Annotated in this window: 13 protein-coding genes; 8 read left to right on the top strand and 5 right to left on the bottom strand. The window is 69.2% G+C overall.

The genetic code is table 11. From position 1 onward, the window contains the following. Nucleotides 1-176 precede the first annotated feature (176 nt). Nucleotides 177-827 (bottom strand): DsbA family oxidoreductase, encoded by a 651-nt coding sequence (locus ACT2FV_RS11745; RefSeq protein WP_444503932.1) that lies wholly within the window; start codon nucleotides 825-827, stop codon nucleotides 177-179. 133 nt (nucleotides 828-960) lie between these two features. On the opposite strand from ACT2FV_RS11745, the gene ACT2FV_RS11740 reads away from it, so the two are divergent. Next, the gene (locus ACT2FV_RS11740) at nucleotides 961-1,866 is read left to right on the top strand and encodes a LysR family transcriptional regulator (RefSeq protein WP_124902499.1); all 906 of its coding nucleotides are present in this window, start codon (nucleotides 961-963) and stop codon (nucleotides 1,864-1,866) included. 18 nt (nucleotides 1,867-1,884) lie between these two features. Here the strand turns inward: ACT2FV_RS11740 and ACT2FV_RS11735 are convergent, their stop codons facing one another. Genes ACT2FV_RS11735 through ACT2FV_RS11725 form a run of 3 tightly spaced genes read right to left on the bottom strand, consistent with a single transcriptional unit; the run spans nucleotide 1,885 to nucleotide 5,076 of the window. Continuing rightward, the gene (locus ACT2FV_RS11735) at nucleotides 1,885-3,327 is read right to left on the bottom strand and encodes an alginate export family protein (RefSeq protein ID WP_444503931.1); all 1,443 of its coding nucleotides are present in this window, start codon (nucleotides 3,325-3,327) and stop codon (nucleotides 1,885-1,887) included. A 26-nt stretch (nucleotides 3,328-3,353) separates the two neighbouring features. Beyond that, entirely contained in the window at nucleotides 3,354-4,295 is a 942-nt protein-coding gene (locus ACT2FV_RS11730) for a hypothetical protein (RefSeq protein ID WP_059534424.1), read from the bottom strand. A 49-nt stretch (nucleotides 4,296-4,344) separates the two neighbouring features. Beyond that, nucleotides 4,345-5,076: a YoaK family protein gene (locus ACT2FV_RS11725; RefSeq protein ID WP_059606064.1), complete on the bottom strand. Its 732-nt coding sequence runs from the start codon at nucleotides 5,074-5,076 to the stop codon at nucleotides 4,345-4,347. A 366-nt stretch (nucleotides 5,077-5,442) separates the two neighbouring features. Between ACT2FV_RS11725 and ACT2FV_RS11720 the strand changes: the two genes are divergently transcribed. The 3 genes from ACT2FV_RS11720 (at nucleotide 5,443) to ACT2FV_RS11710 (ending at nucleotide 7,655) form a co-directional block, all read left to right on the top strand. Next, nucleotides 5,443-6,162 carry a TetR/AcrR family transcriptional regulator gene (locus ACT2FV_RS11720; RefSeq protein WP_059606062.1) on the top strand — a complete coding sequence of 240 codons (720 nt, stop codon included), beginning with the start codon at nucleotides 5,443-5,445 and terminating at the stop codon, nucleotides 6,160-6,162. Nucleotides 6,163-6,291: 129 nt separating this feature from the next. After that, nucleotides 6,292-6,516, top strand: a complete 225-nt coding sequence (locus ACT2FV_RS11715) for a hypothetical protein (RefSeq protein ID WP_059606057.1) — start codon at nucleotides 6,292-6,294, stop codon at nucleotides 6,514-6,516. Next, nucleotides 6,513-7,655, top strand: coding sequence for an FAD binding domain-containing protein (locus ACT2FV_RS11710; protein WP_444503930.1), 1,143 nt, complete (start codon nucleotides 6,513-6,515; stop codon nucleotides 7,653-7,655). Before ACT2FV_RS11715 ends, ACT2FV_RS11710 begins: the two co-directional genes overlap by 4 nt. Before the next feature lie 121 nt (nucleotides 7,656-7,776). Here the strand turns inward: ACT2FV_RS11710 and ACT2FV_RS11705 are convergent, their stop codons facing one another. Next, nucleotides 7,777-8,964 carry a hypothetical protein gene (locus ACT2FV_RS11705; RefSeq protein ID WP_444503929.1) on the bottom strand — a complete coding sequence of 396 codons (1,188 nt, stop codon included), beginning with the start codon at nucleotides 8,962-8,964 and terminating at the stop codon, nucleotides 7,777-7,779. Here ACT2FV_RS11705 and ACT2FV_RS11700 point away from each other — a divergent pair. The 4 genes from ACT2FV_RS11700 (at nucleotide 8,963) to msrA (ending at nucleotide 12,685) form a co-directional block, all read left to right on the top strand. Further along, entirely contained in the window at nucleotides 8,963-9,091 is a 129-nt protein-coding gene (locus tag ACT2FV_RS11700; RefSeq protein WP_257129397.1) for a hypothetical protein, read from the top strand. The genes ACT2FV_RS11705 and ACT2FV_RS11700 overlap by 2 nt on opposite strands. 340 nt (nucleotides 9,092-9,431) lie before the next feature. Then, a complete protein-coding gene (msrB, locus tag ACT2FV_RS11695; RefSeq protein WP_124627307.1) occupies nucleotides 9,432-9,965 on the top strand; it encodes a peptide-methionine (R)-S-oxide reductase MsrB in 534 nt (177 codons plus the stop codon). Nucleotides 9,966-10,000: 35 nt separating this feature from the next. After that, complete coding sequence (locus ACT2FV_RS11690; protein ID WP_444503928.1) at nucleotides 10,001-11,881, top strand: cytochrome c biogenesis protein DipZ; 1,881 nt, start codon at nucleotides 10,001-10,003, stop codon at nucleotides 11,879-11,881. A gap of 60 nt (nucleotides 11,882-11,941) precedes the next feature. Beyond that, nucleotides 11,942-12,685 (top strand): peptide-methionine (S)-S-oxide reductase MsrA, encoded by a 744-nt coding sequence (msrA, locus tag ACT2FV_RS11685; RefSeq protein ID WP_151052162.1) that lies wholly within the window; start codon nucleotides 11,942-11,944, stop codon nucleotides 12,683-12,685. Nucleotides 12,686-12,761: the final 76 nt, after the last annotated feature.

Below are 12,761 nucleotides of genomic sequence, written 5' to 3'. Positions count from 1 at the left end.
TCAGGTTCTTCATGTCCGTTTCCCGGTTGCATATCGACGTTGCGACATTGCGCGCCGGCTTGCCGGCCCGGCCGGCGACGTGCGCACGACACCGAGCTTACCGGCCGGGTTCGCAATAATCCTGAGCGGGACATGAATCGTTCTGAAAGCCATGCCTCGGCGGCGCCGGCCAAGATTCAGGCGATCTGGTCGAGCGCGCGCTGCGCGTCAATCAATGCATCGCGAAAGACGGCAACCGGCTGCGCGCCACTGACGACCGACAGGCCGATGCGCGTCGACGGCACCGAAGCGACGCCTTCACGCACCGCCTCCGCTTCGAGCGCGACCACCGCGTCGAGCCCTTCGCCGGACGCGAGGAACGCACGCACCGCGTCGCCCGGCAAACCGGCGCCCGTCGCAATCTCGACCAGCACGTCCGCGTCGCCGATATCGCGGCCGTCGCGGAAATACGCGGCGAACAGCGCATCGACGAGCGCGACGGCGCTGCCGCGTTGCTGGGCGAACCAGACGAGCCGGTGTGCAAGCCGCGTGTTCGGCGTGCGCGCGATCCGCGCATGATCGAACACGAGGCCCGCCGCGCGGCCGGCTTCGGCCACATGCGCGTCGAGTGCCTGCGAGCGCGCCCAGCTGCCGAACTTCGCGCTCCGGTACGCCTTGCGGTCGATGCCGCCGGCCGGCATCGTCGGGTTCAGTTCGAACGGCACGAACCGGACGCTCACGTTGCCGGCCAGGCCTGCTTCGTCGATCGCTGCCGTGAGCCTGTGCTCCGCGATCCAGCACCACGGGCAGATGAGATCGTAGGTCACCGTTACTTCGAGGGGTTTCATCGCACGCTCCTTCCTGTACATTGCCAGTCCTGAAGATAGCGCTTGCGGGCCGGCGATAGAATGCGAACGGCACGCAACGCATCGTTGCGATACGCACAAAGGCACGAAGTCACGAAGTTACAAGGGCGACGACATGGACAAGTTCTCCGCGCTGCGCGCGTTCGTGGAAGTAGCGGAAGCCGGCGGCTTCTCGAGCGCGGGACGACGTCTCGATCTCGCGGCCTCGTCGGTGGTGCGCGCGGTGGATGCGCTCGAGGCGTCGCTCGGCACCGTGCTGCTGAACCGCACGACGCGACAGGTCACGCTGTCCGATGCCGGCTCCGTGTACTACGCACGCGCGAAGCGGCTGCTCGAGGAACTCGCGGAAGCCGACGCACTGGTCGCCGATCGCGGCGACGAGCCGTCCGGGCCGCTGCGCGTGTCGGTGCCGGTCGCGTACGGCATGCGCCGCATCGCGCCGCACGTCGCGGCCTTCCTCGCGCGCTATCCGAAGCTCGATCTCGACCTGCAGCTCACCGACGAACGCGTCGATCTCGTCACCGGCCGGATCGACGTCGCGATCCGGCTCGGCGAAGCGGCCCCGTCCGCGGAAGTCGTCGCGCGACAGCTCGGCACGTTCCAGCGCTATGTCGTCGCGAGCCACGACTACCTCGATGCACACGGCACGCCATCGGCGCCGGGAGAGCTGGTCGATCACGGCTGCCTGCGCTTTCATTTCGGCGGCGACCAGCAGGCGTGGACGTTTGCGGATGCGCACGGCACGACGAAAGTGCTCGTCACCGGGCGCCTGAAATCGAACCACAGCGAAGTGTTGCGCGATGCCGTGCTCGACGGCGCCGGCATCGCACTGCTGCCCGACTGGCTGGTCGATGCCGACGTCCAGTCGGGCCGCTTGCGCAGGCTCTTCGAACAGTACGACGTCATGCCCGATGCGGCGCGCTCGGTCGTCACCGCGCTGTACCTGCCGAATCAGCGCGGCTCGAAGCGCGTCACGGCGTTCATCGATTTCGTCGAGACGCTCGCCGGCGCGCAGCACTGAGCCGCGCGGCACGTCGCGTCACCAGCCGAACTTCGCCTCCACGCCGACATAGTCGGCATTGCGCGCGCCCAGCTTGCGAATCGAATCGGCGAGCTGGAAGTGCACCGCCTCGACCGCCAGCGCCGTGTTCGCATTGACGAGCCAGTCCACGCGGGCCTGCGCGTACATGCCCGTCCACGCGCCGCCCTTGCCGGCCGTGCCGGGCACGGCCTGCATCCCTTGCCCGTAGATCGCGTCGGCCGTCGTCTCGCGCCACTGGAAACCGACCGCGGTCAGCACTGTCACGTTGCCGGCCGGCTTGAACGTCAGCGACGGCTTCACGTGAATCAGGTTGGTGTAGCCCGTATAGCCGGCGAGCGTGAAGTAAGAGCCGTTCGGGAACAGCGGGTTGAAGGTGCCCATGCGTCCGTCGCCGGGATGCTTGTCGCCCGACGCGCCGTCGACCTGGATGCCGATGCGCGGCGTGCCCGGCGTCTTCGCGAACGTGTAGCCGCCCAGCGCGCCGAACGCCCACGCACCGATCGTGTCCTGCCCGATGTGCCCGGTCTGCAGCATCGCCTCGGCGTCCCAGTCGAACCCGGAAGACTTGCCGGCGTAGCGCATGTCGAACACGTCGCGCCGCTCGGTGCCGGCCCCGCCCAGATAGCGCGCGTTGTCGCGCGTATAGCGCGACCAGTAGCCCGACAGGTCACCGGGTCCCACATCGTTGCGCTCGACGCGCACGCCGTCGAATCTGAGGTGCCGGTTCGACACGTCGTCGAATACCGCGTCGTTGCGATACTGCACAGGACGCGTCACATAGCCGATCAGCCGCCACTTGCCGATTTCGTAATCGGCCCACAGCGCATCGAACGCCTGGCGCACGTTCGGGCCGTCGCGCACCGACACGAACCGTTGCAAGTCGAACGCCATCTCCTGCCGGCCGATGCGCGCCTTGAACGTGCCACCGCCCAACTGGTCGACATACGCGACGAACGCCTGCTCGATGTCGAGCTGATCCTTGTCGACCGGGCCGACCGTATCCTTGCCGAACGGCCGCGCATCGACGAACTGGACGAACGCCTGGAAATGTCCGGCATAGCGCAGATCCGCGTGCACCGTCGCGCGCTGGATCACGTAGTTGTCGTCGTGGGCGGCGCCGAGCCCGAACAGCGGCGCGTTGTTCAGCTCGAAGCGCTCGCGCAGGTTCGCGCCGAGCGACAGGTAGGTCGACGGGTCGGCGCCGAGCGGGATGTACTTCAGCCCGTCGAGCGGCTTGCGCGGCACGCATGGATTCGCGAGCACCGACCAGTCTTCCTGCCAGCGGTTGAACAGCACCACAGGACGCGTCGCGGTGCACGTCGCGGCGGCGGTCGATGCCGGCGCCGCGGTTTCCTCGGCGCCAGCGGCCGTCCCGGCGTGCGTCGCGACGCCGCCCACCAGCATGGCCGCCGGCAACGCGCCACGCCACGCCCGCTTCATCGACCGCCTCATCGACCGCCGGTCCATCACTTCGACCGCGCGTGAATCTCGGCGACATAGCCGCCCGGGAACTGCACGAGCGCCGCATCGCGCCCGTCCGACGTGAAGGTCGGTACCAGAACGGTCACGCCGGCGGCCTTGGCCTTCTCCAGCGTGGCGGCAAGGTCCGCCACTTCGTAGCCGGTCATCTCGCGCCCGAACGGATAAGGCAGATGGCCGTCGGTGGCGAGCACGGTCATCTTGCCGAAGCCCGACTCGATGCGGATACGGCGGTACGTGTCGTTCGGCCGGCCGATCTCGATGCCCGGCGCCTTGCGCACGTCGGACACGACCTTGCCGCGCGAGAACGCGACGAAGTCGTGCACCAGCTTGCTCGCGCTTTCCGGCGACACGTACACGCGATTTTCCGGCACGGTCTGCAGCGGATCGTAGTGCGGCGCCTGGGTGTGCCAGTACAGCTGCATGTTCACGCCGCCCGGCCAGCGAATGATCGCGTCGCGGCCGATCGGATCGGGGAACGTGTCGACGACCACGTCCGCGCCATGCGCGCGCGCCGACTTCATCGCGACGTCCATGTCGGTGACGAGGTAGCCGGTGCGCTCCTCGCAGAACGGGTATGGGATCGGCGTCTTGAAGCCGAACACCGAGATCGTGCCGGACGGCGTGAACACGAGCTGCGACATCGTCTGGCTCGGCGTCGGCGTGACCTGGAATACGCCCTGCTGCGACTTCTTGCCGCCGAACGTGGCGACGAAGCTGTCGGTGAAGCGGTCGAAGTCTTCCGGCGCGACGCACACGTGCGTCGTGTCGTATTGCGGGCCGACCGAGACGGCCGGCACCTTCGCGGACGAGGTCTCGAGCAGACGCGTCTCGTCCGCATGGGCCGGCGCGGTCGCCAGCAATGCGCCGAGCACGGCCGTCGACGCGGCCGTCATCCGCAATACCTGTCGCAACTTCAGTGCAATCATCGAAATTCTCCTTGAAAGTGGTAAGCGCTGCCGTGCGTCGCGCGCGGATTCAGCGTGATGCCGGCCCGTCGTCGGGCCGGCCGGATCGGTAGGCGAGGAAGCACAAGGTCGCGAGCGGCAGCGCCAGCGCCCAGAAGGCGGCGAATACGTACGCCGCGGCCCCCGCGCCCGCACCGAGCGCGAACGCCGCGACCGGCGGCAGCGTGCGCCGCAGTCGCGCGCGCGCGGCGTCGCGTTCGGCCGGCGCGGCAAGCGGCACGAGCCAGTCGAACGCATCGATCACCGCCTGCGTGACGTTGCCCGTCATCACCGTGTTGGCGACGACCGAGCGTGCCGTCAGCCGGCCGTGCGCATTCTGGACACCCATTGCCGCGGCGCCGAGCAGACCGCACAGGATCGTGCGCGGCGCATCGGCGTCGGCGATCGGCGACGCCATCACGCCGGCCAGCATGAACCCGGCCAGCAGCACGGCCTGAAGCGCATAGAGCGAACGCGCGCGCGGGCCGTGGCCCAGCGAACGCATCCGGTGATCGAGCACGCGCGCGCCGACGATACCGGCGATGAAGGCCGGAAACGCGAGCCATTTGATCGCGAGCCCTTGCCCGACGCCGGCCAGCCCCGAGCCGATCAGGATGAAGTTGCCGGTGACGTGCGCGGTAAACAGGCCGAACAGCGCGACGAAGCCGAGCGTGTCGACGTAGCCGGCGATCGACGCAAGAAAGACGTCCTCGCCACGCACGTGATCGGGTGCCGCGGCCGCGGTTACCGGCTGCGTCGGCATGCCCCGGCCTCCTGGATGGCGACGGTTGCGCCGGCGCACGCGATGCCTGCGTCCGGCGAGATCAGATCACGCATGTTCCGCTCCGGTTGTGCCGAACGGCCCGGCGGTGCCGACTGGCGTCCGGTCCAAACGGCTGTTCGGAAGCAAGACTAGTTAAGGCGCGTCTTAATGTCATGGCGATGGGCCTGAATTTTCCTGAATTGGCTGCCCGGACGCCCGGACGGACGGCGCGGTCGACGCGACGCGAGGCACATGCGCAACGGTTCGCGCATCGCGTCGGCAGGCACGCCCCGAGCGGCCCTCGCGGTCCGATCGTGTTATTTTTCGATCGATAGCTTAAGAGCGCACGCGATCAGGAGCCGATGCATGACCGAAAGAAAACGCAGCACGCCCGCCCGCGAGCGCGGGACGGATGCCGACGGCAACGCCGTCACGCCGGGCCGGCGCCTCGCGCCGGAAGCGCGCGAACGGCAAATCGTCGAGAAGGCGATCGAGCACTTCGCGACGCACGGCTTTTCCGGCAGCACGCGCGAGCTGGCGCGGCAGATCGGCGTCACCCAGCCGCTGCTGTACCGGTACTTTCCGAGCAAGGAAGCGCTGATCGATCGCGTGTACGACGAGGTCTACACGTGGAACCCGGACTGGGAAAAAATGATCGCGGATCGCACGGTCCCGCTGCAGGAGCGGCTGGTCGCGTTCTACCGCGCGTACGCGCAAACCATCCTGCGGCGCGAATGGATCCGCACCTTCATCTTCGCGGGGCTCAGCCGCGAGGGCTTCAACACGCGCTATCTGTCGCGGCTGCGCGAACGCGTGTTCCTGCCGGTGCTGCGCGAACTGCGCCACGAATACGACATCGCCACGCCGGCGACGGAGGCCCAGCGCAACGCGGAAATCGAGCTCGTCTGGAGCCTGCACGCGAGCATCTTCTATTTCGGCGTTCGCAAGTGGGTGTACGGGTTGCCGGTGCCCGACGATCTCGACACCGAAATCGAACGGCTGGTCGACGCGTTTCTCCACGGCACGCCCGCGACGCTCAAGCAGCTCGCGTCCGGCGCGGCCGCTCGGCGACGCCGCCGCGTGTAGCGCGGCCCCGCGCGCCGCCCGACGAATTCAGAACAATTCATCCGGTGTGCCGGTCGCTTCGCCTATCCTCGAAAGGCATTTGCGCCCGCGTCCGGGCGCCTGCGGGCCGAACCGCACTGGGACCGTCACATGACCACCGACACGTCTTCGATCACGCATCACGCCGTCACCGCGAACGATCGGCGCCCGCACTACATCGACGCCGGCAGCGGGCCGGCCGCCGGCTACGACAAGCGCAGCACGGCGCGCGAAGAACAGCCGGAGCGCGTGAACGCGTTGCCGGTCGATTTCCTGAAGCATTGGGAATGGATGATTCGCCGCGCGCGACGAATCATCGCGGGAGCGGAATCATGAGCGACGTTGCGGGCCCCTCGGCGATCGTCATCGGCGGATCGGTGGGCGGACTGTTCACGGCGACCGCGCTGCGCGCGGCCGGATGGCGCGTCAAGGTATTCGAACAGTCGCCCAACGACCTCGACAGCCGCGGCGGCGGCATCGTGCTGCAGCCGCCGATCGAGCGCGCGTTCGCATTCGGCGGCGTGCCGGTGCCGCGCGATGCGGGCGTCGATTCGGTCGACCGGATCTATCTCGACGAGCACGACCGGATCGTGCAACGCCTTTACATGCCGCAAACGCAGACCGCGTGGAACGTGATCTACACCGCGCTGAAGCGCGCGCTGCCCGCCGGCGTCGTGCACGCTGGCGTATCGTTCGAGCGGTTCGAACAGGACGGCGCGCGCGTGATCGCGCATTTCGCGGACGGGCGCGTCGAGCATGCCGACCTGCTGGTCGGCGCGGACGGCGGCCGCTCGGCCGTGCGTGCCCAGCTGCTGCCCGACGCGCGGCCCGCGTATGCGGGCTATGTCGCATGGCGCGGGCTCGTCGACGAGCACACGCTTCCCGACACGGTGCTGCAGGTGCTGCGCGATCGGTTCACGTTCCAGCAAGGCAACGCGCATCTGTTCCTGACCTACCTTGTGCCCGGCCGCGACGGTGCGATCGAGCCGGGCAAGCGGCGCGTGAACTGGGTCTGGTACCGGCGGCTCGAGCAGGATCGCGTGCCGTCGCTGTTTCTCGCGCAGGACGGCACGCAGCGCGACGGCTCGCTGCCGCCCGGCGCAATGCGCGACGACAACCGGCTCGAACTCGTGGACACCGGCCGCTGGTTGCTCGCGCCAACGCTCGCCGCGCTCGTCGAGGCGACCCAGGCGCCGTTCGCGCAGGCGATCCTCGATCTCGCGGTCGAGCGCATGGCGTTCGGCCGCGCGGTGCTGCTCGGCGACGCGGCCTGCCTCGTGCGACCGCATACGGCCGCCGGTGTCGCGAAGGCGGCGGAGAACGCGGTTGGTCTCGCCGAAGCGCTGCGCGGCGGCATGCACGCAAGCGCATTCGACGCCGCGCTGCCGCGCTGGGAGGCCGCCCAGCTCGCGAACAACGCTTCGCTGTCCGAACTCGGCATCTCGCTCGGCACGCGGATCATGGGACGGAAGTAACCCGCGGCAGGCCGGTGTCGAGATGCCGCGTGCCATGTTCGGCCGCGCGAGCTTCGAGCAGACGCAGCCGACTCGTGCGGATCGCCGGCCAGGCGCGGACGCGGCAGGTTCGCGCACCCGCTTACTGCTCCCGGGGCGCGCCGCGCGAAACGCCGCCAGCGAACCGGTTTCGCCACTGCCCGCCGGCGAACGCAGCGACGATCAGCGACAGGTAGCCGGTGACGAGAAGATGCCGCCAGCTGTCGAGCGCGGCGCGATGGGCCACCAGCGTCGCGTCGGGGGCCGCGACGGCGAGACTGCCCGGCACCACCGCCCGCGTCATCTGTAAGAATCCGGCCGCCGACAGCACGGGCAATAGTACGAGCACCCCCAGCAGCACAAACCTCGCGCGACGGAAAAACGCACGCCGGCGCAAATGAAACCACAACCCGAGGCTGCCGTGCACCCACCCCGGCGCGAGCAGCGCGATCTGCAGGCCCTGCGTGCCGCTCGTCAGCAGCGCCACGACGACCCGTGCGTAGTTCGGTTCGAAGCCGTAGAACGACGTTGCGACGCGTGTGCCGACGACGTGGCGGATCAACAGCAGCGGCAGGCCGAGTCCCGCCCAAAGACGCAGCCATTCGGCCGGCGGCAGCGCCCAGTGCCGGCGGCCGTAGACGGTGCGGAGCGCCAGCGCGAAATGCAGGCCGGCCGCGCCGTACAGCAGGATCGTTCCGGGCAGGCTTTGCCAGACACCGATCGCCAGGTGCAGGCCACGCTCGGCAACGTCGACCGACCAGATGCCGAGCGCATGATTGACCATGTGAACGGAAATATAGATCCACAACATGATGCCGGAGCCGAGTTGCAGCCTCCGCGCTATCTTGTGCAGCCCATCATGCGCGGACGCCGGCTTCCCGGCATCGGCATCGTGCGCGTGCTGCGCGGGATACGGTGCGCGGTCGTGCGACGGCGGGCGCATGTCGACGTGTTCCCGGAAGGATGGTGACGCCGAGGCCTCGTCTGCGTTCGCGGGAACCTCGCGAGCGCGCCGCGCTCCGCGCAGGATGTCACGGGTTTGCGTGGGCTTGTCGTTCATCGAAACCTCCCCGTCGAAACGTGCGCTGAGTGATGCTGCCTGATCGGCATACCACCGAGCGGTCCCGTTTATTCCGGCGACGCACGACATCCGGCGCATGAAGCGCATCGCGCGGCCTCGGGAATAGGCGCCGGGCTCGCCCGGTATACCGGGTGTGAGCACGACGGATGCCGATCGCGATGCATAGGCCCCCGCCACAACGACGCCAGCGAAATCAAGGAGGCCCATCATGTCCAACGTCCTGTCCCACTGGATCCTGATCGGCTGCGACGCATACGACGAGTACGTGTTCGTGCCGTGGCTCAATAAAGCCGTGTATCAGCGCACAGTGACCTTGCAACGCGTTTGCCTCCTATGACGGCGAACCCTCCGGCAGTTTCAACCGACCGGGACCTGACTGCGCCACACCGCCGCCGGACTCATCCCGCCTGATTGCTGCCGCAGCGAACACCGGGAAGCAGTCGCATACTTGATGCATGGCCGTAGTTGGACACGCCTCTTGCTCATGGTCACGGCAGAACCCGGCGCAGCCGACTACCGAGCCCTGGCCGGCCGGCGCTTGGCCGGACACCATCCCGTCGACGCGGCCGCCTCCTCCGGCAAACATCACAATTCATTTAACTTTCCGTGAGGACTTCGACACCGGCCGCTGACTACGATGGGCGCATGTTTTCAGGACCTGCTTCCAGGAGCCCATCATGCCCACCCGCAGACATCTGCTGCTGTTCGCCGGCGCCACCGGCCTCGCCACGCTCGCGGCGCTGTCGTCGGCCGGCCGCCGCACACTGGTCAGCCGCGCGTTCGCCGCGTCGACGGCTGCGCCGAAGATGGCCGCGCCATACGAGGTCACCCTCAGCGACGCCGAATGGCATCGTCGGCTCACGCCCGCCCAGTACGCGATCCTGCGCGACGCCGGCACCGAGCGGCCATACAGCAGCCCGCTGAACGAAGAGCACCGCCCCGGCACGTTCGCGTGCGCGGGCTGCGGCCTCGCGCTGTTCTCGTCGGCCACCAAGTTCGACAGCCACACGGGCTGGCCGAGCTTCTGGAAGCCGCTCGACCACGCGGTCGCGACCGACGCCGACACGTCGTTCGGGATGGTCCGCACCGAGGTGCACTGCCGCCGCTGCGGCGGCCATCTCGGCCACGTGTTCGACGACGGCCCGCCGCCCACCCACCTGCGCTATTGCATGAACGGGCTCGCGCTCGCCTTCCACCCGGCCGCCGCCTGATCCGGCCCCATCCTCGACCGACTGGAGAACGCACCATGCTGCTCATCGTCCTTGCCTATCTCGGCGGCGTGCTCACGATCCTGAGCCCGTGCATCCTGCCCGTGCTGCCGTTCGTGTTCGCGCGCGCCGACCAGCCGTTCGTGCGCACCGGCCTGCCGCTGCTGGCCGGCATGGCGCTCACGTTCGCCGTCGTCGCGACGCTCGCCGCCGTCGGCGGGGGCTGGGTCGCGCAGGCCAACCAGGCCGGCCGGTGGGTTGCCATCGTGCTGCTCGCGGTATTCGGCCTGACGCTGCTGATGCCGCGCCTCGCCGAACACCTGACGCGCCCGCTCGTCGCCGCAGGCAACCGCCTCACCGGCCTCGCGCAGCGCGACGGCCGCCCGGCCGGCCCGCTGTCGTCGCTGCTGCTCGGCGTCGCCACCGGCCTGCTGTGGGCGCCGTGCGCCGGCCCGATCCTCGGGCTCGTGCTGACCGGCGCGGCGCTGCGCGGCGCAAGCGTCGGCACGACGCTGCTGCTCGTTGCGTATGCGGCCGGCGCAGCGACGTCGCTCGGCGTCGCGCTCGTGATCGGCGGCAAGGTGTTCGCCGCGATGAAGCGCTCGCTCGGCGCGGGCGAATGGATCAAGCGCGGGATCGGCGCCGCGCTGCTGGCCGGCGTCGGCGCGATCGCGCTCGGCCTCGATACGGGTGCGCTCGCGCAGCTGTCGACCGTCACGACGGGCGGCCTCGAGTCGAAGCTCGTCGACCGGCTCGGCGGGCGCTCGAACGGCGCGCCGGCGGCGATGGACGCGACGGGTTCGCCGGCAAACGGCTCGGCAGACCACACCGCGAACGGTTCGGGCGGCGCGATGATGGCCGCGACGGCCGATGCCGTGCAGTCCGGCGGCGCGATGATGCGCGCGGCGGAGATCGCGCCCGCGCCGCAAGCGCCGGCCGCGCTGCCCGTCGAAGGCACGCTGCCGTCGCTCGACGGCGCCGTGCAGTGGCTGAATTCGCCGCCGCTGACCGCAGCCGGCCTGCGCGGCAAGGTCGTGCTCGTCGACTTCTGGACCTACTCGTGCATCAACTGCCTGCGCACGCTGCCGTACACCACGGCCTGGGCACGCAAGTACGCGCCGTACGGTCTCGTCGTGATCGGCGTGCACGCACCGGAGTTCGCGTTCGAGCGCGACATCGGCAACGTGAAAAAGGCCGTACACGACCTCGGCATCGACTTCCCGGTCGCGATCGACAACCACTACACGATCTGGCGCGCGTTCAGCAACGAATACTGGCCCGCGCACTACTTCGTCGACGCACAGGGACGCGTGCGCCGCCACCACTTCGGCGAAGGCGAATACGCGCAGTCGGAACGCGCGATCCAGTCGCTGCTCGCCGAGGCCGGTCATCCGGAAGCGCTGAACGTGCCGCTCGGGCTCGCCGGCGTTCCCGCGAAAGGCGCGCTCGCGGCGGCCGACAGCGCCGACGTCCGCTCGCCCGAAACCTATGTCGGCTATGCGCGCGCGGACGACTTCACGTCGCCGGGCGGCGTGGTGCGCGACGCGGCACACCGCTACGACGCGCCCGCCCACCCCGACCTGAACGACTGGGGCCTCGCCGGCACCTGGCAGGTCGGCGCCGAGCGCGCGTCGCTCGCCGCGCCGTCCGGCCGGATCGTCTACCGCTTCCATGCGCGCGACCTGCACCTCGTGCTCGGGCCGGGAGCGAACGGCAAGCCGGTGCGCTTTCGCGTGACGCTCGACGGCGCGGCGCCCGGTGCCGCACACGGCACCGACGTCGACGCGCAGGGCTACGGCACGGTCACCGGGCAGCGCCTGTACCAGCTCGTCCGTCAGCCGGGCGCCATCGCCGACCGCACATTCGCGATCGAGTTTCTCGATCCGGGTGTCGATGCGTACGCATTCACGTTCGGTTGAACGCATGCCAGGCCGACACCCGACCGCCGTCTTCCCCAACGCATTCCGAAGGAGCCCACCATGAACCCGACACCCACCCGCGCTTCCACGCCGCGACGGCGCGCAGCGATGCTGCGCCGCATCGGCGCCCTCGCCGTCGCGGCCGCCGCCGTGTTCGGCTACCAGCGCATCGTCAACTCTGCCGAGCCGATGCGCACCGTGCCCGCGCCGACACTCGACGAAACACCCGGCGCATCGCACGACGAGACGGCCGTGCTTGCCGGCGGCTGTTTCTGGGGTGTGCAGGGCGTGTTCGAGCATGTGAAGGGCGTGAAGCAGGTCACGGCCGGTTATGCGGGCGGCGCGTCCGAAACCGCGCACTATGCACTCGTCGGGTCCGGGCTGACGGGGCACGCGGAATCGGTGCGCATCGTCTACGACCCGACGCAGATCACCTACGGCCGGCTGCTGCAGGTGTTCTTCTCGGTCGCGCACGATCCGACCGAACTCAACCGGCAAGGCCCAGACGAAGGGTCGCAATACCGGTCGGCAATCTTCCCGACCACCGCGCAGCAACGCGCGGTCGCGACCGCGTACGTCGCGCAGCTCGGCACCGCGCACGTGTTTCCGGCGCCGGTCGTCACGCGTATCGAGGACTACAAGGGGTTCTACCCGGCCGAGGCCTATCACCAGAACTACCTCGAACTGCATCCCGACGCGCCATACATCGCGTTCAACGACCTGCCGAAGGTCGCCGGGCTGAAACACTACTTCCCGGCGCTGTACCGCGCCGATCCGGTGCTGTGGCGCGATGCCCGCTCGTGACCGGCACGCGGCCGCAGCAGGGCGGCCTCGCATGCCGCGGGTGCCGCCCGCGCCCCGGATTGCGCCGCATCAAACA

It is taken from the genome of Burkholderia sp. PR2 (assembly GCF_052372875.1).
Classification (GTDB): domain Bacteria; phylum Pseudomonadota; class Gammaproteobacteria; order Burkholderiales; family Burkholderiaceae; genus Burkholderia; species Burkholderia diffusa.
Note: the sequence above shows the minus strand (reverse complement) of the source record. Positions and strands in the feature narration are given on the sequence as shown.

Coding starts and splice junctions, on each gene's coding strand:
- ACT2FV_RS11705 (WP_444503929.1), bottom strand. CDS start 8,964: ATGATGGGCCTCCTTGATTTCGCTGGCGTCGTTGTGGCGGGGGCCTAT.
- ACT2FV_RS11720 (WP_059606062.1), top strand. CDS start 5,443: ATGACCGAAAGAAAACGCAGCACGCCCGCCCGCGAGCGCGGGACGGAT.
- ACT2FV_RS11700 (WP_257129397.1), top strand. CDS start 8,963: ATGTCCAACGTCCTGTCCCACTGGATCCTGATCGGCTGCGACGCATAC.
- ACT2FV_RS11725 (WP_059606064.1), bottom strand. CDS start 5,076: ATGCCGACGCAGCCGGTAACCGCGGCCGCGGCACCCGATCACGTGCGT.
- msrA (WP_151052162.1), top strand. CDS start 11,942: ATGAACCCGACACCCACCCGCGCTTCCACGCCGCGACGGCGCGCAGCG.
- ACT2FV_RS11715 (WP_059606057.1), top strand. CDS start 6,292: ATGACCACCGACACGTCTTCGATCACGCATCACGCCGTCACCGCGAAC.
- ACT2FV_RS11730 (WP_059534424.1), bottom strand. CDS start 4,295: ATGATTGCACTGAAGTTGCGACAGGTATTGCGGATGACGGCCGCGTCG.
- ACT2FV_RS11740 (WP_124902499.1), top strand. CDS start 961: ATGGACAAGTTCTCCGCGCTGCGCGCGTTCGTGGAAGTAGCGGAAGCC.
- ACT2FV_RS11710 (WP_444503930.1), top strand. CDS start 6,513: ATGAGCGACGTTGCGGGCCCCTCGGCGATCGTCATCGGCGGATCGGTG.
- msrB (WP_124627307.1), top strand. CDS start 9,432: ATGCCCACCCGCAGACATCTGCTGCTGTTCGCCGGCGCCACCGGCCTC.
- ACT2FV_RS11745 (WP_444503932.1), bottom strand. CDS start 827: ATGAAACCCCTCGAAGTAACGGTGACCTACGATCTCATCTGCCCGTGG.
- ACT2FV_RS11690 (WP_444503928.1), top strand. CDS start 10,001: ATGCTGCTCATCGTCCTTGCCTATCTCGGCGGCGTGCTCACGATCCTG.
- ACT2FV_RS11735 (WP_444503931.1), bottom strand. CDS start 3,327: ATGAAGCGGGCGTGGCGTGGCGCGTTGCCGGCGGCCATGCTGGTGGGC.